20 protein-coding genes and 1 pseudogene are annotated in these 20,003 nt (G+C 41.5%); all 21 read left to right on the top strand.

Going from position 1 to position 20,003, the window contains the following annotated elements; translation table 11 throughout:
• Nucleotides 1-20: 20 nt before the first annotated feature.
• The 21 genes and pseudogenes from ABGU93_RS12975 (at nt 21) to frr (ending at nt 19,850) form a co-directional block, all read left to right on the top strand.
• The gene (locus tag ABGU93_RS12975; protein ID WP_347413864.1) at nt 21-188 is read left to right on the top strand and encodes a Flp family type IVb pilin; all 168 of its coding nucleotides are present in this window, start codon (nt 21-23) and stop codon (nt 186-188) included.
• Between the two features lie 180 nt (nt 189-368).
• Nucleotides 369-779: a TadE family protein gene (locus ABGU93_RS12970; RefSeq protein ID WP_347413863.1), complete on the top strand. Its 411-nt coding sequence runs from the start codon at nt 369-371 to the stop codon at nt 777-779.
• The gene (locus tag ABGU93_RS12965; protein WP_347413862.1) at nt 780-1,817 is read left to right on the top strand and encodes a pilus assembly protein TadG-related protein; all 1,038 of its coding nucleotides are present in this window, start codon (nt 780-782) and stop codon (nt 1,815-1,817) included.
• Between the two features lie 68 nt (nt 1,818-1,885).
• Nucleotides 1,886-2,554: a Flp pilus assembly protein CpaB gene (gene cpaB / locus ABGU93_RS12960; protein ID WP_347413861.1), complete on the top strand. Its 669-nt coding sequence runs from the start codon at nt 1,886-1,888 to the stop codon at nt 2,552-2,554.
• 36 nt (nt 2,555-2,590) lie between these two features.
• Nucleotides 2,591-3,760, top strand: coding sequence for an AAA family ATPase (locus tag ABGU93_RS12955; protein WP_347413860.1), 1,170 nt, complete (start codon nt 2,591-2,593; stop codon nt 3,758-3,760).
• A gap of 26 nt (nt 3,761-3,786) precedes the next feature.
• Nucleotides 3,787-5,128: pseudogene (locus tag ABGU93_RS12950) on the top strand (CpaF family protein).
• 23 nt (nt 5,129-5,151) lie between these two features.
• On the top strand, nt 5,152-6,084 hold the full coding sequence (locus ABGU93_RS12945; RefSeq protein ID WP_347413859.1) for a type II secretion system F family protein: 933 nt from the start codon (nt 5,152-5,154) through the stop codon (nt 6,082-6,084).
• Between the two features lie 46 nt (nt 6,085-6,130).
• The gene (locus ABGU93_RS12940; RefSeq protein ID WP_347413858.1) at nt 6,131-7,045 is read left to right on the top strand and encodes a type II secretion system F family protein; all 915 of its coding nucleotides are present in this window, start codon (nt 6,131-6,133) and stop codon (nt 7,043-7,045) included.
• Nucleotides 7,046-7,056: 11 nt separating this feature from the next.
• Nucleotides 7,057-7,404, top strand: coding sequence for a DUF192 domain-containing protein (locus ABGU93_RS12935; protein ID WP_347413857.1), 348 nt, complete (start codon nt 7,057-7,059; stop codon nt 7,402-7,404).
• 21 nt (nt 7,405-7,425) lie between these two features.
• Nucleotides 7,426-8,334: a hypothetical protein gene (locus ABGU93_RS12930; protein WP_347413856.1), complete on the top strand. Its 909-nt coding sequence runs from the start codon at nt 7,426-7,428 to the stop codon at nt 8,332-8,334.
• A gap of 153 nt (nt 8,335-8,487) precedes the next feature.
• Nucleotides 8,488-9,357 carry a DegV family protein gene (locus ABGU93_RS12925; RefSeq protein WP_347413855.1) on the top strand — a complete coding sequence of 290 codons (870 nt, stop codon included), beginning with the start codon at nt 8,488-8,490 and terminating at the stop codon, nt 9,355-9,357.
• A gap of 216 nt (nt 9,358-9,573) precedes the next feature.
• Nucleotides 9,574-10,437, top strand: a complete 864-nt coding sequence (locus ABGU93_RS12920) for a universal stress protein (protein WP_347413854.1) — start codon at nt 9,574-9,576, stop codon at nt 10,435-10,437.
• Between the two features lie 155 nt (nt 10,438-10,592).
• On the top strand, nt 10,593-11,417 hold the full coding sequence (locus ABGU93_RS12915) for an ABC transporter substrate-binding protein (protein WP_347413853.1): 825 nt from the start codon (nt 10,593-10,595) through the stop codon (nt 11,415-11,417).
• A gap of 137 nt (nt 11,418-11,554) precedes the next feature.
• A complete protein-coding gene (gene dprA, locus ABGU93_RS12910; RefSeq protein WP_347413852.1) occupies nt 11,555-12,652 on the top strand; it encodes a DNA-processing protein DprA in 1,098 nt (365 codons plus the stop codon).
• 114 nt (nt 12,653-12,766) lie between these two features.
• Complete coding sequence (gene topA / locus ABGU93_RS12905) at nt 12,767-14,836, top strand: type I DNA topoisomerase (RefSeq protein ID WP_347413851.1); 2,070 nt, start codon at nt 12,767-12,769, stop codon at nt 14,834-14,836.
• A 36-nt stretch (nt 14,837-14,872) separates the two neighbouring features.
• Nucleotides 14,873-15,403 (top strand): ATP-dependent protease subunit HslV, encoded by a 531-nt coding sequence (hslV, locus tag ABGU93_RS12900; protein ID WP_347413850.1) that lies wholly within the window; start codon nt 14,873-14,875, stop codon nt 15,401-15,403.
• Nucleotides 15,404-15,419: 16 nt separating this feature from the next.
• Entirely contained in the window at nt 15,420-16,826 is a 1,407-nt protein-coding gene (gene hslU / locus ABGU93_RS12895; protein ID WP_347413849.1) for an ATP-dependent protease ATPase subunit HslU, read from the top strand.
• Nucleotides 16,827-16,974: 148 nt separating this feature from the next.
• Entirely contained in the window at nt 16,975-17,805 is an 831-nt protein-coding gene (rpsB, locus tag ABGU93_RS12890) for a 30S ribosomal protein S2 (protein ID WP_347413848.1), read from the top strand.
• Nucleotides 17,806-17,832: 27 nt separating this feature from the next.
• The gene (gene tsf, locus ABGU93_RS12885) at nt 17,833-18,477 is read left to right on the top strand and encodes a translation elongation factor Ts (RefSeq protein ID WP_347413847.1); all 645 of its coding nucleotides are present in this window, start codon (nt 17,833-17,835) and stop codon (nt 18,475-18,477) included.
• Between the two features lie 101 nt (nt 18,478-18,578).
• A complete protein-coding gene (gene pyrH / locus ABGU93_RS12880; protein ID WP_347413846.1) occupies nt 18,579-19,289 on the top strand; it encodes a UMP kinase in 711 nt (236 codons plus the stop codon).
• Nucleotides 19,290-19,292: 3 nt separating this feature from the next.
• Nucleotides 19,293-19,850: a ribosome recycling factor gene (frr, locus tag ABGU93_RS12875; RefSeq protein WP_347413845.1), complete on the top strand. Its 558-nt coding sequence runs from the start codon at nt 19,293-19,295 to the stop codon at nt 19,848-19,850.
• The last annotated feature ends 153 nt before the right edge of the window (nt 19,851-20,003 follow it).

Here is a 20,003-nt window from a genome sequence, read left to right as displayed (position 1 = left end):
ATTTAAAGGAGAAGAAAGAAATGAAAAACGTATTTGCGCGGATGATGAGAGAAGAAGATGGACAGGGTATGGTTGAGTATGGCTTGATTATTGCTGGAATTGCCTTGGCAGCGATTGCCGCGATCTGGTTATTAGGACCACAAATTGGTCAATTCTTTACAGATATCGGAACCCAATTAGCAGCATAAAGTCTAAGGTAGTTATTGTGTTTACTGTGAAGAAACCAGTGGCATATTGGCAACGTCAGAGTAGAGATTTCTGCCAGACGTAATCAATATGCCTTTTTTAATGGACTTTAGTGATTGACGCGGGTCGTCCTTAAAAGGCTAAAATGTAGATCTTCATTTATGAATGATCAGGGAGGAAAAATGTTTGCAAACATAATCAAAAGGATAAAAAATGAAGACGGACAAGCTATTGTTGAGCTTGCGATCACGCTGCCAATTTTGATTATGATTTTGTGTGCAATCATCGATTTTGGTTGGTTGTTTATGAACCAAAACAGTATTGATTATTGTTCAAGAGAGGGCGCACGATATGCAATCGTTCATTCAACCAGCAAAACGGAAATCGAAGCGCATGTCCGGGCGATTGCACCGGATAACATTGCTGATACAGTAGATATCACCATTACTTTTACGAATACAACAAACCCACGACTGGGAGATGTGATCGTTGAAATCAGTGATGATGTTAGCATATTAACGCCGATTGTGGGCGTTTTTGTCCAGGGTGAAACCATGAATCTTTCTTCATCCTGCACCATGAAGGTGGAATAAATGAAAAAGTTAATGGCCTTACTAGAAAAAATAAAATTATTTAAACAAATTAAAGATCAGGAACATGGGGACGCATTGATTATTGTGGCCGTTTCGTTGGTTTTTATAATGGGAATTCTGGCCCTGGTGATTGATCTGGGTCTGGCCTTTTTAAGTACCGGGGAACAGCAAAAAGCAGCCGATGCAGCGGTGTACTCATCGGGGCGGTTGCTACCCATTGAAACGGGCAATACGGCTAAAATCTATCAGATTAAGAATAGTGCCATCAATTATGCCAGCCTGAATGGATTTGAGGGTTTAACGCAAGATGATATTATTTTAGGTAAAATCAGTAATGGTCAATATACTGAGATACGCGTAACCGTGGATAAATCCGTACCCATGAATTTTGCTAAAATATTCGGGATTGACTATCTCGCTCTCTCGAGAAGTGCGGTTGCAAAACTTTCGCCAGTCATCAGAACCAGTGGCGTTGCCCAAATTGGTTTGACCAAAGAAGAAATGGATGCCAGATTGGCCAATAACAACCTGACCCACGTCACCTTGAAGTATGGGGAGAAAAACGTTTGGAGTGATTCACCATCCTTTTTTGGTGCCCTGGATCTGGATGGGCAGGGCGGCGGTGCCAGCGACTATCGAATCTGGATTACCCAGGGTTATGCCGGCGAAATCAGTGTTGGTGATGTGCTATTGAAAGAACCGGGAGATATGGAAGGTCCGACCTTTCAGGGGTTTGATGAACGCTATTTCGGCTGTACCCATTTCGGCGCTCTCAGTGGTGGAACTGGCTGCACTACAGATAATTTTGAACCTACCTGCCCAAGAATTGTCAAGGTTCCCATCTATTCTTATGCGATTGACAAGCAAACTGTTGTTGTTGAGGGTTTTGCTGCATTTCTTCTCGAAAATCAAACGGATAAAGGTGAAATTACTGGCTCTTTCCTAAATATGGTCACAAATGGAGCATCCTCAGGTAGCAATGTCGGGGAAGGTACAGAAGGTGATTTTGGATTATATAATTTGATCCTGTCAGAATAATTAATAATTGATTGAATTCTGGGTAGATATCAAGCATCAACCCATTAATCAATCGAATGGAGAAATTTATGAAAAAACTCATCATAATCGCATTGATTGTGTCTCTAATAACAGGTTTTGCTGTTTTTCAGTTTGCATCATCGCTGGAAAAAGGAAAAAATCCAGAAACCCAACCAGTTGTTTTGGCGGCACAAGCAATTCCCGAGGGTACCGTTATTGAAAAAGAAATGCTGAAAATAGAAGAGATTCCCATTGAAATGGTTCATCAATTATCAATTGCCAATCAGGATGATGTTTTAGGGCGAATTACCAAAGAGAACATCGAAGCTGATGAACAGATCCTGACCAGTCGTTTAAGTGATACCAATCAGGAAAACAATAATTTATCTTATTCCATTGAACCGAATTATCGTGGTGTAACCATTCTTGTCGATGAAGACAGGGGCGTAGGTGGGTATTTAACAAAAGGTGACCGGGTCGATCTGGTCGCACAAGTGTTGGAAAACGGCGTGATCAGTTCACGGTATATTGTCGAAGACATTGAAATTCTAGAAATTGGTCCTAAAAGCAGCGGTGATAAAGGCGGGGAATACACATCGGTGACCCTCTTAGTTCCCGTTGCACCGGTAGAGAAAGTACACGCTGCGGTATTAACCGGTATGGAACTGAAATATCGCCTGGTCCTGCGGTCACCTGTAGATCGTGCAATTTTAGGTACAGCACCCAGTCCATCTTAAGGTTTTTAATAGACTAGCATCGGCAAATGATAATAAATGAAATGGGATGAACCGATGGAAAAGATAAAAGTAATGATTGTCGGAAACAACGACAATCGGATCTATGAAATTAAGAGCCTGCTGCGAAATGACAAGGTAGCATTTATCGGATTTTCAAAGCTGGATGACAATGTTGTGGAGAAATCCATCAGTTTAAAACCCCATGTGATGATTATTCAATGCGAAGATGAATTCAAAGCGGCCATCGATTTAGCTGAAAAGATCTACATTAAGATACCCGGTTGTGCGGTGATTCTGTTATGTGACAGTTTTGATGTGAGTATGATTGAAAAAGTCATGCTGGCGGGAGTGCGAAAAGTACTGCAGTTTCCCATTGATACCGAAACATTGACAGAAAATATCGAATTAGCCCATTATATGGAAAAATCCCGGATGGAAAATTCTGATGTGACAGCTTCAAATAACATGCAGTCCTGGATTATTACGGTTTTTGGTGCAAAAGGCGGCATTGGCAAAACGTCTATTACCGTAAATTTAGCGGTGGCACTGGCAAAAATGGGAAAAAAAGTGGCTGTTATCGATGCCGATCTTCAATTTGGGGATGTCAACGTCTATTTTGACATTGACCCGAAGGATACTATCTCGGAACTATCCCAGGGTAACGATGCCGGAGACATTGACGCCATCAAGCGGATGATGGCATTACACTTTTCGGGTGTCAGCATTGTCTGTGCGCCCAAGAGCCCGGAGTATGCCGAATATGTTTCGCCCAAAAACATTGAAACCATGATCGATACGATGCGGCCCTTTTATGATTATATTCTGATTGATACGGCTCCGGTGTTTAGTGATATTACCATGGCGGCCATTGAAAATTCAAACCTGGTCCTCCTGGTCACGGTTCAGGATATTTCGACATTGCGTAATACCAGGATCACCCTGAATATTCTTGAGTCCCTGCAGCAGAAAGAGAAAACGGAACTCGTCATCAATCGTCTAACAAAGGGACTGATCAGTTTAAAAGACATGCAACGGGTCTTGAATGAACAGGTAAAGAATACCATTGCTTTCGATTTTAAGACGGCGACCACCGCGCACAACAAGGGCATACCGATTGTCCTGGATGCACCAAAATCGGAAATTGGTAAAGATCTTAAAAAACTTGCCAATTATGTAGTGAATACAATTGACCATCGGGTCAGTTAATACGAATCAATAGATGAGGTAAGAAAATGGGACTTCTGGAAAGAATGGAACAACAGCGGCTGGGACAAAAAGAAAATGCCCAGGAGGAAGGCAAAAAGGAAGTTTTTCATGTTGACATCCACCAGGATCTGAAAAACAGAGTCCATCAGGAAGTTATCAATGAAATCAATAATAATAAGGTTGAAAAGGTCGGCAAAGAGAACACCATTGAAATATTAAGAATCCTGGAAAATGTCATGACCGTTGAAGCGGAAAACATCAACCGGCTGGATCGCAGCCGAATCACCGAAGAACTGCTTAATGAGATTATCGGTTATGGACCGCTTGAAGTTCTTTTAAATGATCCGGATATTTCAGAAATAATGGTAAATGGATATAACCGGGTATATATTGAAAAAAACGGGAAGATTCAGTTATCCCAGGTGGTTTTTAAAGATAACCAGCATGTCATGAACGTCATCGACCGGATCGTCTCATCGGTCGGCCGTCACATTGATGAATCGAGCCCGATGGTGGATGCCCGGCTCCAGGACGGATCCCGGGTAAACGTTGTAATTCCGCCGCTTTCGTTGGTGGGGCCAGTCATTACGATTCGAAAATTCTCAAAAAAACCAATTACGACGGATCAATTGCTGGGGTATGGTTCGATCTCGAAAAAAATGCTGTCGTTTTTGGAAGCCTGTGTCAAAGGGAAACTGAATATCATTGTTTCGGGGGGACCGGCAGCGGTAAAACGACCATGCTCAACGTTCTTTCCAGTTTTATCCCTGATAACGAACGTATTATTACCATTGAAGACTCTGCTGAACTGCGGTTGCTCCAGGATCACGTCATTACCCTGGAAAGCCGTCCATCCAACCTGGAAGGAAGAGGTAAGGTATCGATTCGGGAACTGGTGGTCAATGCCCTGCGTATGCGGCCGGACCGCATCATTGTTGGGGAAGTCCGGTCAGCGGAAACCATCGATATGCTCCAGCCATGAACACCGGCCATGACGGTTCACTGACGACGATCCATGCGAATACGCCGCGGGATTCGCTGTCGCGGATTGAGACCATGGTGTTAATGTCCGGGATGGATCTACCCTTGCGGGCAATCCGGGATCAAACGACGTCAGCGATTGACATTATTATTCAGCAATCCCGGCTCCGGGATGGCACCCGAAAGGTGGTCAACATTACCGAGGTTACCGGACTGGAGGGCGATGTTATCGTTATGCAGGATATTTTCAGCTACGAAATGACGGGACAATTAGACACCGATGGGAAGTTCAAGGGGCGGTTTAAAAGCATGGGCATCAAACCCCGTTGCTTAGAAAAAATTGCTCATAATGGGGTAATGATCAATGATGATTGGTTTATTGAATAAATGAACGATAATGGGGTAATAAAATGAACGCTTTAATGGTCACCTTACTAATTATGATCATGGTTTTCTTTCTGGTACTGCTGCTGTTGTACGCTCTTACTGCCGATCAGCGTCAAATGCAAAAGCGATTTGAAGCAATGACAAGTTTGAGAAATGCCGATTTGGAAAGTCTGAAAAAGGTCAAAAGAAATCGCGACAAGTCCAAACATAAGGTGCTGAAAAATCTGGAAAACGACCTGTCAATGTCCGGAATTCTGATCAGACCTTCAGAATTTCTGCTATTTTGGTTTGTCCTGGCCATTGTTCCCTCAACCTTGCTGTTTATGCTGGGCAGTAATATTATCTTATCCATTATCTTATTGATTTTTGGATTATTAACCCCGCCGTTGTATGTGAATAAAAAAAGAGCGAAACGGGTCGAATTGTTTGAACAGCAGCTGATTGATGCCATCAGTATCATGAGCAGCTGTTTGAAGGCGGGACTCACTTTTCAACAGGCCCTGGTCAGTATTTCAACTGAAATGCCAAATCCGATTTCGGAAGAATTTGGCCGTGTTGTTAAAGAATTGAAATTAGGAAGTTCAATTGAAACATCTTTAACCCGGTTGTCCGAAAAAATAGGCAGCCAGAACTTTATGATGATCGTCTCGGCGATTCTGATTCAGCGTCAAACCGGGGGCAATCTCTCGGAAATCTTGACAAATATTTCGGGAACCATCAAAGAACGGTTCAAAATAAAGAACGAAATAAAGGTGCTGACTGCCACCGCCAGAACCTCAGGTCTCGTGGTTGGTTTAATGCCGGTGGCTATTATTCTTGTTTTTTTATTGTTTAATCCCGACTACGTGACGATTTTCTTTGAATCCAATCTAGGCATCGCAATGGTTGTCATTGCCATTGTTATGGAGATTATTGGATACCTGGTCATCCGCAGGATTGTCAATATAAAATTTTAGAATAAAATTCAATGACTCAGTTTAGACAGAAAAGAGGTGGAGTTCGATGACATTTTTAGCAATTAGTGTTTCAGCGCTAATTTTTATCCTGATACTGATTGTTTTTTATAATCAGGCAAAAGTCGCTGATACTAAAAAGAAAAGACTTGAGGCGATTAAAAAAAGAAATAAAAATGATCTGGGTGATGAGTTTGAAAAACCTTTTTTTCAGCGGGTGATTCTGCCGATCTATCAATCGTTAATCAAGAAAATATCATCACTGTTCCCCAAAAAAAGTGGTGTCCAAAACAAAAAAACCGAAACAAATCTCAGGCTGGCGGGCTTGCAGCTTACCGTCAATGAATATAATGCGATTCGATTAATGGTTTTTGGCGGCTTTTTTATTGGCGCGTTTATTATAACCATCTTCACACGTTGGAACATCTTAAATGAATTATTATTTGTTTTTGTCAGTATGCTGTTGGGAATTATTTTTCCGGTAATCATTTTGAAACTCAAGATTAACAAGCGCCAAGGCGCTATTTCCAATGAATTGCCGGATATTATGGATATTTTATCTGTCACCATGGAAGCGGGACTGGGTTTTGATTCGGCATTGATTAAAATCGGCGAGCGTTTAAGTGGGGTACTGGTCGCGGAGCTGAATATCGTGCACTCCGAAATCAACTTTGGAAAACCGCGAAAAGATGCACTCAAGAGTTTAGCCGATCGTAATTCAGTTGAAGAATTGAAAACTTTTGTCGGCTCAATTATTCAGGCCGAACAATTGGGGATCCCCATTAATCATGTGCTCAAGGCTCAATCAGAAGAATTGCGGATTAAAAGAAGACAGCGAGCTGAAGAAAAAGCGATGAAAGCACCGGTAAAAATGATGATACCGCTGGTTTTCTTTGTTCTCCCGGTGTTATTTATCGTTCTGCTGGGACCGACGATTTTACAGCTTGTCAAACAGTTCGGTTGAGGGGTAAAATAATGGAAAATTGCAGTATTTTAAGAAACGACATGGTATTATTCAGTGAGATAAAAGTAGCTGATCGCTTTTTCACCCGCCTGGTTGGTTTATTGAAAACAGATGGGTTAAATGAAAAGCAGGGGCTTTTACTAAAAAAATGCAATCAGGTTCATACCTTTGGATTGAAATTTCCGATTGACGTGATATTTTTGTCAAAAGACGGGGATATACTGCATATGGAACAAGAAATGGGGCCAGGAAAAGTTAGTCCTCATATCAAAACGGCATACTGGGTATTGGAGCTAAAATCTGGATCCGGTATTCATTACAAATTGGAAATCAATCAGCGTCTTGTTATCAGACAGTAATTGAGAAAGGTATGATTAATCATGGCAAAAAAATCCGAACAACTAACCTTAGATGAGCTCAGAGATAAGTCAGAAAAATCAAAAACAAAATTATCTTTTGGAAAAGAAATGGGCGGATATAATAAAAAACAAGTAACGGAGTATATCGACAATCTAACCGAAAATTTACGCAGCGCCGAGGAATCCTTTAATAATCGACTGGAAGAATATGCCGCCATGATAACGATGTTAAAACAGGAACGGGATCAGTATGGTGAAATGTATAATCTCTGCAAAAGTTCAAAATCCGAAATGTCAAATCAGATTGATGAACTCAAAACAGAAAATGTAGAGTTGAACCAATTAGTCAAGGAATTGAGCGACAATCAAAGACCTCTGCAGTCAGAAACTGTTAATACGGATATTAGCGCCGCCAGTGCTGAATCACAAAATAAACTTGAAGAATACCTGGGCTATGAGCAGGAAAGCAAGGAAATGAAAGCGCAATTGGATCAATTAAAGACAATGGTGCGAGAGTTGAATTTTGAGATCGAAACTTACGCAAAAGAAAATCTGCCGGAGTCTGTTTCAGAAAGTAATTTTGTTGAGCTAACAAAAGCAGCCAATGATGTCCTGCAAAGTCAATACGATGATATTCTACGGGAAAGAAGCGTATTATTAACGGAAAAAAATCGCTTATCAGAAGAAAATGACCGCCTGGCTGACAAGCTAGCTGATTTAAACGAGTCCTTAAAAAATGCCAATGAAAGCTGTGATGCAAGAATTAAGGCGTTAAATTATAATGCCGATAAATTCATAAAAAATCATCAGGAAACGCTGACTCAACTCACTGAAAATATGAAAATATCGTTAGATCTGATCAAAATGGAGGAGGATGATCTGTCGCATCTCAAGAAGAAGATGCTGTTCAGCGAAAATAATCTGGAGTAAGTGGAATTATTCGGAGAGCATGAAGAAATAAATCATTGTTCGTAACTTATAAAAACAAATTTGATCGTTTAGAATATAAATAACCGCTTCTGCTTGATTTGTCGATGATTCTGTATTAGTATGGTATCAACGCTAAAAAAAGGAGTGGAAGTAATGAGCTTTGAAATTGTAACGGACTCTTCTGCTAATTTACCAGATGAATTAATTAATAAATACAACCTGCATATTCTATCCCTTTTATACCGAATTGGCGAGGAGGAATACGAGAGTTATGTTAAGGGACAACGAACTGACTTAACCGTGTTTTACAAACGGATGAGAAACAAAGAAGTCATCACCACCTCTTGCATGAGCTCGGGGACCTGTCGCGATCTATTTGAGGATATTCTCAGCCAGGGAAAAGATCTTCTTTATATCGGTTTCTCATCAGCCCTCAGTGCAACCTATCAAACCGCCTGTCAGGTGATGGAGGAAATGAAACCTGATTATCCAAATGCAAAAATTCTGGCAGTGGATACCCTGGGCGCATCCCTTGGTGAGGGGCTTTTAGTAACCCACGCCGCAAAACTTCGCGAAGGCGGGCAATCAATCGAATCAGTTTACGACTGGCTTATTGAGAATCGCTTCCATCTTTGTCACTGGTTTACTGTGGATGATTTGTTTTTTTTGATGCGTGGGGGTAGAGTCTCTGCGTCAAGTGCAATTATGGGGACAGTGCTAAGCATTAAACCGGTCATGCACATGGATGATTACGGTCGTCTGATTCCGGTTTCTAAAATACGCGGCCGAAAGAATTCGCTCCGGGTTCTTTTGGAGCAAATGGAAAAAACAGCAATCGACCCCAAAAACCAGACTATTTATATTTCTCATGGTGATTGTCTGGAAGATGCCAACTATCTGGCTGATAAAATTAAACAGAAATTTGGTACCGCGGATATTCTCGTGCACCTGATTGAACCAGTTATTGGAGCCCACTGCGGCCCGGGAACAGTTGCCCTGTTTTTTATTGGAACCGAAAGATAAGCTCGTTAAGTAGTTAAACACGCCAGTCGCCTGATGATTTCATCAGGTTTTTTTATGTTTCAATCGCGGCTGATAAATAGAAACGACAGACAGAGATTAATTTTTCAAACTGCCGGAGACGAAGAATGTCGCAATAACGTTTAAATAATCTCAAACGGGTATAAATAAAATAGATCATTTGCGTGAGGGATTATTCAAAAATTATGGAGGGTTGTTATGTTTGATAAAATAATTGTTATTTCTGAGGTTTCAAACGCATCTTCTGAGATGGTGAAATGTATTAAGAGCCTGAGGTCTCTGGGTGCTGAGGAATGTTTGCTTATCCAATGTTTTAATCCTCAGGATGTAGACGCCGGAGTTTCGTCCTATTTAACATCCATATTCAATGAGAATTTAAAGAACCAGTCGGCGATGTTAGCTGAGCAGGGGTTTGCCGTCAAGACTCAAATCATTTCTGGCAATATTAAAAATGAAATCAATCGGATTGCTCAGGAAGAGCACTATTCGTTAATTGTTGTCGGCGCCGAAAAACACTCGATTGTAGGGTCCTTATTTTTAGGCGGGATTGCTTATGATATTTTATATGGTTCCGTAAAACCGATCCTGCTCATCAAGGATTCGAATCAGGAACGTCTTAACGCGGCGACAACGGATCTGATGGAGCATATTTTGTTTCCCACCGATTTTTCTGAGAATGCTGATATTGCCTTTGAAAAAGTTAAGGAGATGGTGAAAAATGGGGTCAAGAAGGTGACGATTTTTCATATTCAGGATGAATCAAAAATCAATCCCTACCTCTTACATCGACTCGTTGAGTTTAATGAGATCGATAATGGTCGGCTCCAAAAACTTAAAGACAAACTGCTGTCACTTAACGACGTTGAAGTCGATATAATTATTCGTTATGGGGCGCCAACCGCAGAGATCATTAAACATGTTGAGGAAGAAAAGATTCCCTTGATTGTCATGGGTACCCAGGGTCGGGGTTTTATCAAAGAAATATTTTTAGGCAGTGTGAGTCATAATATTGTCCGTCATGCCTCGGCATCGGTGCTGCTGATACCGGGTAACCGTGAATGATAAATCAGACCAATAAATAATGAAAAACAGAGAAACAGCTGGAATCTTGAATAGACGGGATTTTAGCTGTTTGTTCAATTGCAGCAAATAAAACTTGAATTTTTATGCATAGCAAAATATAATTAAAGGCATATCTTATACCTCAGGAGGAAGAAATGAAAAGAAAAAGTTATCTATTGATCACTATTGTATTGGGAATTGCGTTGTTTTTAACAGGATGTGGCAGCAAAACGACAAGTAGTGAAGACCCACTGGCTGATGGCGTGTTAACCGCCGGAACCAATGATATGTATCTGCCCTTGGAATTCCGGGATGAAAACAATGAACTTGTCGGTTTTGATATTGACTTGGGCCAGGCTCTGGCTGATGAGCTGGGAGTCGAAATCAAATGGGTTCCGACTGCCTGGGACGGCATTTTCAACGGTCTTAACGCAAACCAGTATGACATTGTTTTGTCGGGAACCAGTATCACCGAAGAACGGCTTACCGGATTTAATATGACGGCCCCCTATCTTGCCAATGGGATTGTAATTGTATCCCGTAAAGATGCAACCCCTGCTAAAACACCAAAGGATCTGGCTGGTAAAACGGTTGGCGTTCAAATTGAAACCACTGCAGATTACGCGGCCGAAGCTCTGAAAACCCAGGAAAATGTTGAATACACGGTGAATAAATATGATGCGATGCTGGATGCCTTTGCTGCATTGGAAGGAAAACAGATTGATAATATCATGACCGATATCAGCGTTGCGCAGTTTTATACCACTTTAAAACCAGACGTTTATGAGGTTTCTTCAGCCGTATTATCAAACGAACCAATCGGCATCACTGTTCGAAAAGCCGATACGGCATTCAATGATCAATTGAATACAGCATTGGACACTTTGCGAGAAAACGGAAAACTGACAGAGTTATCAATGAAATGGTTTGGCCAGGATGTCACCAAAAATATTGATACAAATTTAAAGGTCATTGAATAGTCAAAACAATTAAGCATTGGGACCCGGCGCGAGATTTAATACTCAACGCGCCGGGTCTTTTTGTTTGCAAAAGCTTTTATTTTAGATAGTAATTATGATACTATAGGGCATATGGATTAAGAAGGGATATCAGAGCGGTGAAAGAATTAATTTATTGGCTATGGTTTATGAGTCTTGAAAAAATATCAATCAAGCAAAAAAACATGTTGCTTGAAAAATTTGAATCCCCCGAAGTTATTTTTTCATTAAGTCCGGATACCCTTGCCAAGACAAAAATAATGGATCAGATAGCGGTGGATTATCTTTGTCAGGCCAGATCGCTGGATAAAGCCAGACATGATTTGTTAGTTATGGAGCAAAACAACATTCACTTAATTACCCGCTATGATTCCGAGTTTCCGGACGCGCTCACTAATCTTTATACGCCGCCGCTGGGGTTGTATGCAAAAGGCGACCGATCGCTACTGAAGGCGCCCCTGGCCATCGGGATAATTGGCTCACGAAACCCGACTGTGGCTGGAGAAAAATATGCCAAATTGTTTTCGCAATCGCTGTCATCCCGGGGGGTTACAATTGTCAGTGGGTTGGCTGATGGCATTGACGGTAAAAGCCATTGGGGCAGTGTGAATGAACTGGGCAGCACCATTGGGGTATTAGGTACCGGCATCGATATCTGTTATCCCCGGGTTAATAAAAAACTCTTTGAGCTGATGGCGGAGAAAGCCCTGATTATCACGGAATTTAATTTGGGACAGAAGCCGCTGCCATATCACTTTCCCCAGCGAAATCGGATCATCAGCGGACTCTCCCAGGGGGTGCTGGTCATTGAAGCCCGTAAGAAAAGCGGCTCGCTGATAACGGTTAACCATGCCTTGGAACAGGGTAAGAACATCTATGTGATTCCCGGGGATATCGGTGGTGCTAACTGGGCCGGTGGAAATCAACTCCTTAAAGACGGCGCAAAACTGGTCACGGATCCGAATGATATCCTGGAGGATTATATTATTTTTGATCAGACAGCGAAGAGCAGTGAAGAAAGTAATGATCCATCCATCGCAACGATGGCAACGGCCGAAGAACAGCAGCTATTTGATCTGATCAGAAAGGGTTATCGGACCATCGATGAGCTGGTAGCCTGTTCCGGATTACCCATCAGTCAGGTGAACAGTCTGCTGACGATGATGGAAATTGGCGAAATTATTTTGATCAACTACGGAAATATTATGTTAATTTAAGGACAATGGGTTATATTCGACGGCATAAGTTTGTATTTTGTGGAAATGTTTGCTATAATGTGGCTATTTCAAGAGAGAAAGCGTCACTAATATTAAGAAAGAAGGAGGTATTCAATGAGCAAAACCCTGGTAATCGTTGAATCACCGGCAAAAGCAAAAACAATTAAAAAGTATTTACCAAAAGGCTATGAGGTTGAAGCAACCATGGGACATGTGATTGATCTGCCCAAAAGTCGGATTGGTATTAATATAGAAGAAGATTTTAAACCTGATTATATAAAAATTCGGGGCAAGGCTGAATTGCTTAAAAAATTGAAAAATGCCGCCAAAAAAGCGGATCAAGTCTATCTTGCTACTGACCCTGATCGCGAAGGCGAAGCCATATCCTGGCACATGGCAAATTTTCTGGAAATTGATTTAAATACGAAATGCCGGATCGAGTTTCATGAAATTACAAAAAAAGCGGTAAATGCCGCCATCGACAACAAAAGAACCATCGATATCGACTTAGTCAATTCTCAGCAGGCGCGACGTATTCTGGATCGACTGGTTGGGTATTCGCTGAGTCCTTTTTTGTGGAAGAAAGTTAAAAAGGGGCTCAGCGGCGGTCGGGTTCAATCGGTTGTCACCCGTATTATTGTCGATCGGGAAGAGGAGATAGCGGCCTTTATTCCGGAAGAGTATTGGAATCTGGAGCTGCTCTTAAAAAAGCATGATGATGACAAAACATTCATTTCAAAATTTTATTCTGAGGACGGTAAGAAAAAAACCATTACCAATGCCGAAGAGGCGATTCGCTTAGAAAAGGTAGTGGAAGCGAATGCGATTGTGGTCGGAAATGTTAAAAAGCGAACGCGATTTCAGAAACCGCCCTTGCCTTTTACCACCAGCACGCTCCAGCAGGAAGCTTATAAGTCGCTGGGCTTTACAACCCAACGAACCATGCGTCTGGCCCAGCAGCTTTATGAAGGGGTGGACATTAAGGGCGTTGGCCTGACCGGTTTAATTACCTATTTAAGAACCGATTCAACCCGGATTGCCGACGAAGCGGTGCAGGAGAGCAAAGAATACATCAAGCAGCATTTTGGTGAAGATTATCTGGGCAGTGAAAAAAAAGTCGGAAAAAAGAAAAATATCCAGGATGCCCATGAAGCTATTCGACCTTCATCGGTCGTGCTGACTCCGGAAGAAGCCCGAAATTCATTAGAACCCGATCAGTATCGGTTATATAAGCTTATTTGGGAACGACTGCTGTGCAGTCAGATGGCCGACGCTCAGTATTATGTGACGGATGTGGACGTTGCTTGCAGCAATCTGATTTTTAAAACCAAAGGTGAAACCCAAAAATTTGACGGTTTTACCCGGGTTGGTAAAGGTGCCGGTAAAAATGACGATAGTATTCTACCGGAATTAACCATCGGTGATGACCTGGTTCGACTTAAGACGACGAAAGAGCAAAAATTCACCAAACCACCGGCTCGCTATACCGAGGCATCGTTGGTTAAAATTCTAGAAGAAAAGGGCATCGGACGACCGAGTACCTATGCTCCGACCATCGCCACCATTAAGAATCGCGATTATGTCGAAGTCGAAGACAAACATTTTAAACCCACCGAGCTGGGGGTTACCGTAACCCATTTAATGAAAGAGTATTTTAGTGAAGTCGTTAATATTTCTTTCACAGCCGAAATGGAAGATCGTCTGGATTCAGTTTCTGAGGGCGAAACCGATTGGATTGAATTACTGCGGAACTTCTACAAAGGCTTTGAAAAAGAACTGACCAATGCCCAGGAAAAGGCAGAAGCGGTAACAATCGCCGATCCCGAATCTGATGTAGATTGCGAATTGTGTGGCCGTCGGATGGTTATCAAGAAAGGCAAGTTCGGTCGTTTCCTGGCCTGTCCAGGCTTTCCGGAATGCAAAAATACGAAACCGTTTTTTGAAAAAACGGGTGGTATCTGTTCTGTCTGTGGTGGTGATATCGTCAAACGAACCTCCAAAACCGGTCGAACCTTTTATTCGTGCAGCAATTATCCGGACTGTGACTATATGAACTGGGACTTGCCGATTCCTGAAAAATGCCCAGTCTGCGGATCAACGCTTTTTCAGAAGGGTCTTGGTAAACGAAAATCGATCTATTGCGATAAAAAAGACTGCGGATATAAAGCGCCGACGGCAGAATAAAGTACTGTACATTTAGATAAGAAAGCGAGAAAAAATATGTTTCATGCAACAACCATCGTAGGAATACGCCATAACGGTCAGGTCGCCATTGCCGGAGATGGGCAGGTAACCATGGGCGAAAAAACGATCATGAAAAACAAAGCGACAAAAATCAGAAGGATTTATCACGATAAAATCTTAGTCGGCTTTGCCGGTTCGGTCGCCGATGCCTTTACCCTGTGCGAAAAATTTGAACACAAAGTCGAACAGTACAATGGCAATTTAAAACGTTCCGCTGTGGAACTGGCAAAAGAATGGCGTTCTGATAAGATCCTCAGAAAGCTTGAAGCCCTGTTGATTGTCATGGATGAATCGGAGACTCTGGTCTTATCGGGAAATGGGGAAGTCATCGAACCGGATGATGATGTGGCCGCCATCGGCTCCGGCGGATCCTATGCCCTTGCGGCAGCTCGAGCGTTAAAAAGCCATTCAAGCCTCAGTGCCGAAGAAATGGTCTATGAATCGTTAAAAATTGCCTCAGAAATATGTGTGTTTACGAATAATAATATTTCTGTTGAAGTATTATAGAAACGGAAGAATGGTTATGAAAGAATTAACACCCAAAAAGATTGTCACGGAATTAAACCGTTATATCATTGGTCAGGAGTCGGCCAAGAAAGCCGTCGCTGTCGCCATTAGAAACCGCTATCGCCGCTCGCTGCTGCCGGCTGATCTGATCGACGAATTTACGCCCAAAAACATCATCTTAATCGGACCAACCGGGGTGGGTAAAACAGAAATTGCCAGAAGAATGGCTAAACTGGTCAAAGCTCCATTTATTAAGGTTGAGGCGACAAAATTTACCGAAGTCGGTTATGTTGGCCGCGATGTGGAGTCGATGGTACGTGATCTGGTCAACACCGCCATTCGTAATGTCCAACAGGAAAAAATGAAAGAGGTTTATGTTGAAGCCGAAAAGAATGCCAACAAAATTATTCTGGATGTTCTGGTACCCTCTAAAAAAATCAAGGAAACCCTCAAAACCCCCTTTGATATCTTTATGAAACCATCGCCACCGACTACCCCGACCCAATATGAATTGGAAGGCGATGCCGAAAAAGAAAAAACAAAAAAAGAAAAACGGGAAGCTTTAGCGAAGGAATTAGAAGCGGGCCTGCTGGAAGACACCGTGATCGAAATTGAAGTTGATGACGACGGATCAAAAACCATTGGTATTATGCAGGGGATGAACAACGACAGCATGTCTTTTAATATGAATGATATCCTGGGCGATTTTCTGCCGCAAAAGAAAAAGAAGAAGAGTGTGAAAATTTCCGAGGCCAGAAAAATACTGATCAATCAGGAGGCCCAAAAACTGATTGATATGGATCAGGTCAATGAGCAGGGTGTCAAGGATGCAGAACAAAATGGCATCATCTTTATTGATGAAATCGACAAAATTATCGGAAATGGCAACAACCATGGCCCGGATGTTTCAAGAGAAGGCGTCCAGCGGGATATTTTACCAATCGTTGAGGGCAGTACCGTTAATACTAAATACGGCCCGATCAAAACGGATTTCATTTTATTTATTGGCGCTGGAGCTTTTCATGTTTCAAAAATATCGGACATGATTCCGGAGCTGCAGGGGCGCTTTCCAATCAGTGTTCATTTGGACAGCCTGACCGAGGAAGACTTTATTCAGATTTTGACCCATACGGAAAATTCGGTGATCAAGCAATATCAGGAACTGATCCGCACCGAGAACGTCAATCTGATTTTTGAAGATGAAGCAGTTAGATATATTGCCAAAATTGCCTATCTACAAAATGAAGAAGACGAAAATATTGGCGCCCGGCGACTACACACCGTCATGGAAAAATTACTGGAAGAAATATCCTTTTATGCATCAGATTATGAGCAAGATGATTTTACGATCGATATGAATTATGTGGAGCGGGTCTTCAATATCTCCGAAAAACGCGATAATTACCAAAAATATTTACTTTAAATGAAAAAAGAACTTGTGCAAATCATTTGACTGTGCTAGTATATTAAGGTATGTATTACACACATTCTCTGAGAGACATCAGGTGCCTGGATTCAGGTCGTTGTTCTTGATTGATGAGGATGGAGGAAAAACCAAGGAGGAATAGATTATGGCATGTGTTTCAATGAAACAATTATTAGAAGCAGGGGTGCATTTTGGGCACCAGACACGCAGATGGAATCCAAAAATGGCTCCATATATTTTCACAGAAAGAAATGGTATCTACATCATTGATTTACAACAAACTGTGAAGAGAATCGAAAAAGCTTATAGTTTTGTTAAAGAACTGGCTGAAAATGGCGAAGAAATTCTTTTTGTCGGTACTAAAAAACAAGCTCAAACAAGCATTGAAAGAGAAGCAAAACGTAGTGGAAGCTACTGTGTTAATCATCGTTGGTTAGGTGGAACCTTAACAAACTTCGGTACCATCAGCAAACGAATTGACCGATTAAATGAACTTGAACAAATGGAAGAAGATGGTACCTTTGCGCTTCTGCCTAAAAAAGAAGTTATTAAACTGAAACGTCAACGTGAAAAATTGCAAAAATTCTTAGGCGGCATCAAAGATATGAAGGGTGTTCCTGGAGCAATCTTCGTTATTGATACCAAAAAAGAAAGAATTGCCATCGCCGAAGCTAAAAAATTGGGTATTCCAATTATCGGAATCGTCGACACTAACTGTGATCCTGATGAAATTGACTACATCATTCCTGGTAATGATGATGCGATACGAGCCGTTGCTTTAATCCTTTCTGTTATTTCAGATGCTATTATTGAAGGCCGACAGGGCGAACAAGTCGAAGAAGAAATTGTCGTAGCACCAGTAGCAGCACCAGTTGTAGAAGTAGCTGAAGTAGCAGAAGTAGTTGCTGCCGATGTAGCAGTTGTTGCTGAAGTTGCTGAAATTGTAGAAGTAGCTGAAGTTACAACAGCAGAATAATTTATAATTACTATCAGGAGGAGAAAAGTGGACGCAAAATTAGTAAAAGAATTAAGAGCTAAAAGTGGTGCCGGAATGATGGACTGCAAAAAAGCCTTAGTTGAAACAGACGGAAATATTGAAGATGCTATGGTTTTGTTAAGAGAAAAAGGACTGGCAGCAACCAATAAAAAATCTGGACGTATTGCCTCTGAAGGCATCGTTGAATCATATATTCATATGGGTGGAAAAATCGGTGTCCTTGTTGAAGTTAACTGCGAAACTGATTTCGTAGCAAAAAATGATGGATTCAAAAACTTTGTTAAAGATGTAGCGATGCATATCGCGGCAGCTAATCCCTTATATGTGACCAAAGAAGAAGTACCAACCGAAGAACTTGAAAAAGAAAAAGAAATTCTGCGGGCACAAGCATTAAATGAAGGCAAACCAGAAAAGATCGTTGATAAAATGGTTGAAGGCCGGGTTAGCAAGTACTATAAAGAAATCTGTCTGATGGAACAACCTTTTGTTAAAAACCCTGATCTGACCATCGAAGATCTGGTTAAAGAACAAATCATGACAATCGGCGAAAATGTTAAAATCAGACGATTTGCCCGATTCCAAATGGGTGAAGGTTTAGAGAAAAAAGAAGAAAACTTTGCCGAAGAAGTAGCGAAGCAATTAAACGCATAAATGCTTAAAAAGAACACATTCGTGTTCTTTTTTTACCGTTGATAAGATTGTAAATTGTTACTGGTTACGATATAATATAGAAAATGAAAGGGGGAGTCTTTTTGGAACCGAAATACAAACGTGTCATCATAAAATTAAGCGGTGAAGCATTAGCCGGAAGTGCCGGTCATGGTATCGATACCCCAACGGTACAATCAATTTGCAGCCAGATCAAAGAAGTTTTTGAACTGGGTGTTGAAATTGCCATAGTTGTAGGCGGCGGTAATTTTTGGCGGGGACGAAGCGGCGAAGGTATGGATAAATCCACCGCAGACTACATGGGAATGCTCGCCACCTGTATCAATGCTCTTGGTTTACAGGATGTCCTGGAAGAAATGGAAGTGCCTGTTCGTGTTCAAACAGCAATCGAAATGAAACAAATTGCTGAGCCTTATATTCGCCGAAAAGCAGTTCGTCATCTCGAAAAAAGAAGAGTTGTCATTTTTGCCTGCGGTACCGGAAATCCCTTTTTCACTACCGATACAACCGCAGCGCTGAGAGCTGCTGAGATTGATGCCGAAATTATCCTGTTAGCAAAAAGCATTGATGCGGTATACGATTCAGATCCTCTGGTTAACCCTGATGCAATTCGCTATTCCGAATTATCATACATCGATGTATTGAATCAAGGTCTGAAGGTGATGGACTCAACGGCGACATCTTTATGTATGGATAATCACATTCCTATTCTAGTGTTTGGTTTAAATGAACCGAAAAATATTTTACGTGCGATCATGGGCGAAAAAATCGGAACAATTATTCAGGAGGTATAGAAGGTGGTAAATGAGATTAAAGCAACAGCAAATGAAAAAATGGATAAAGCACTGAAGAACCTTAACGAGAGCCTGGGCAGCTTACGGGCTGGAAGAGCAAATCCACGAATTCTCGATAAGGTAACGGTTGATTATTATGGATCACCGACAAGTTTAAATCAATTGGCAAATATCAGTACTCCTGAAGCAAGAATGATCGTCGTACAGCCTTACGATGCGACGGCTATCCCTGCTATTGAAAAGGGTATTTTAAAATCTGACTTGGGTTTTAATCCCTCCAACGATGGGAAAATCATTCGCTTGCTGATCCCCCAATTGACCGAAGAAAGACGTAAAGAACTGGTTAAACTGGTTAAGAAATATGGTGAGGAGTGCAAGGTTGCCATGCGGAACATTCGCCGACACGCCATCCAGGAGCTTAAAGACGGACAAAAAGAAGGACTGATCACCGAAGATGATTTAAAACAAGGTGAAAAAGAAATTCAGAAAGTTACGGACGATGAGATTAAAAACATTGAAACGATTCTAAAAGAAAAAGAAGCGGAAATTTTAGAAGTTTAATTGTTTTTATGGATATGATTTCTTTAATTGTTTATTCAATTATATAGTATTTCATTAAGAGTGGGGAGACCCACTCTTAACTATTTTTTAAGTAGGTATTAAGCATTTTAATGGCTACCTGAAAAAGCCCGCAAATTTTAGTAAATTATAGAA

Origin of the sequence: Acetobacterium sp. (genome assembly GCF_039830195.1) — a bacterium.
GTDB lineage: Bacteria > Bacillota > Clostridia > Eubacteriales > Eubacteriaceae > Acetobacterium.
The sequence above is the reverse complement of the archived record's forward strand: the minus strand, read 5'-3'. Positions and strand labels throughout refer to the sequence as shown.

Coding starts and splice junctions, on each gene's coding strand:
- ABGU93_RS12975 (WP_347413864.1), top strand. CDS start 21: ATGAAAAACGTATTTGCGCGGATGATGAGAGAAGAAGATGGACAGGGT.
- ABGU93_RS12970 (WP_347413863.1), top strand. CDS start 369: ATGTTTGCAAACATAATCAAAAGGATAAAAAATGAAGACGGACAAGCT.
- ABGU93_RS12965 (WP_347413862.1), top strand. CDS start 780: ATGAAAAAGTTAATGGCCTTACTAGAAAAAATAAAATTATTTAAACAA.
- cpaB (WP_347413861.1), top strand. CDS start 1,886: ATGAAAAAACTCATCATAATCGCATTGATTGTGTCTCTAATAACAGGT.
- ABGU93_RS12955 (WP_347413860.1), top strand. CDS start 2,591: ATGAAATGGGATGAACCGATGGAAAAGATAAAAGTAATGATTGTCGGA.
- ABGU93_RS12945 (WP_347413859.1), top strand. CDS start 5,152: ATGAACGCTTTAATGGTCACCTTACTAATTATGATCATGGTTTTCTTT.
- ABGU93_RS12940 (WP_347413858.1), top strand. CDS start 6,131: ATGACATTTTTAGCAATTAGTGTTTCAGCGCTAATTTTTATCCTGATA.
- ABGU93_RS12935 (WP_347413857.1), top strand. CDS start 7,057: ATGGAAAATTGCAGTATTTTAAGAAACGACATGGTATTATTCAGTGAG.
- ABGU93_RS12930 (WP_347413856.1), top strand. CDS start 7,426: ATGGCAAAAAAATCCGAACAACTAACCTTAGATGAGCTCAGAGATAAG.
- ABGU93_RS12925 (WP_347413855.1), top strand. CDS start 8,488: ATGAGCTTTGAAATTGTAACGGACTCTTCTGCTAATTTACCAGATGAA.
- ABGU93_RS12920 (WP_347413854.1), top strand. CDS start 9,574: ATGTTTGATAAAATAATTGTTATTTCTGAGGTTTCAAACGCATCTTCT.
- ABGU93_RS12915 (WP_347413853.1), top strand. CDS start 10,593: ATGAAAAGAAAAAGTTATCTATTGATCACTATTGTATTGGGAATTGCG.
- topA (WP_347413851.1), top strand. CDS start 12,767: ATGAGCAAAACCCTGGTAATCGTTGAATCACCGGCAAAAGCAAAAACA.
- hslV (WP_347413850.1), top strand. CDS start 14,873: ATGTTTCATGCAACAACCATCGTAGGAATACGCCATAACGGTCAGGTC.
- hslU (WP_347413849.1), top strand. CDS start 15,420: ATGAAAGAATTAACACCCAAAAAGATTGTCACGGAATTAAACCGTTAT.
- rpsB (WP_347413848.1), top strand. CDS start 16,975: ATGGCATGTGTTTCAATGAAACAATTATTAGAAGCAGGGGTGCATTTT.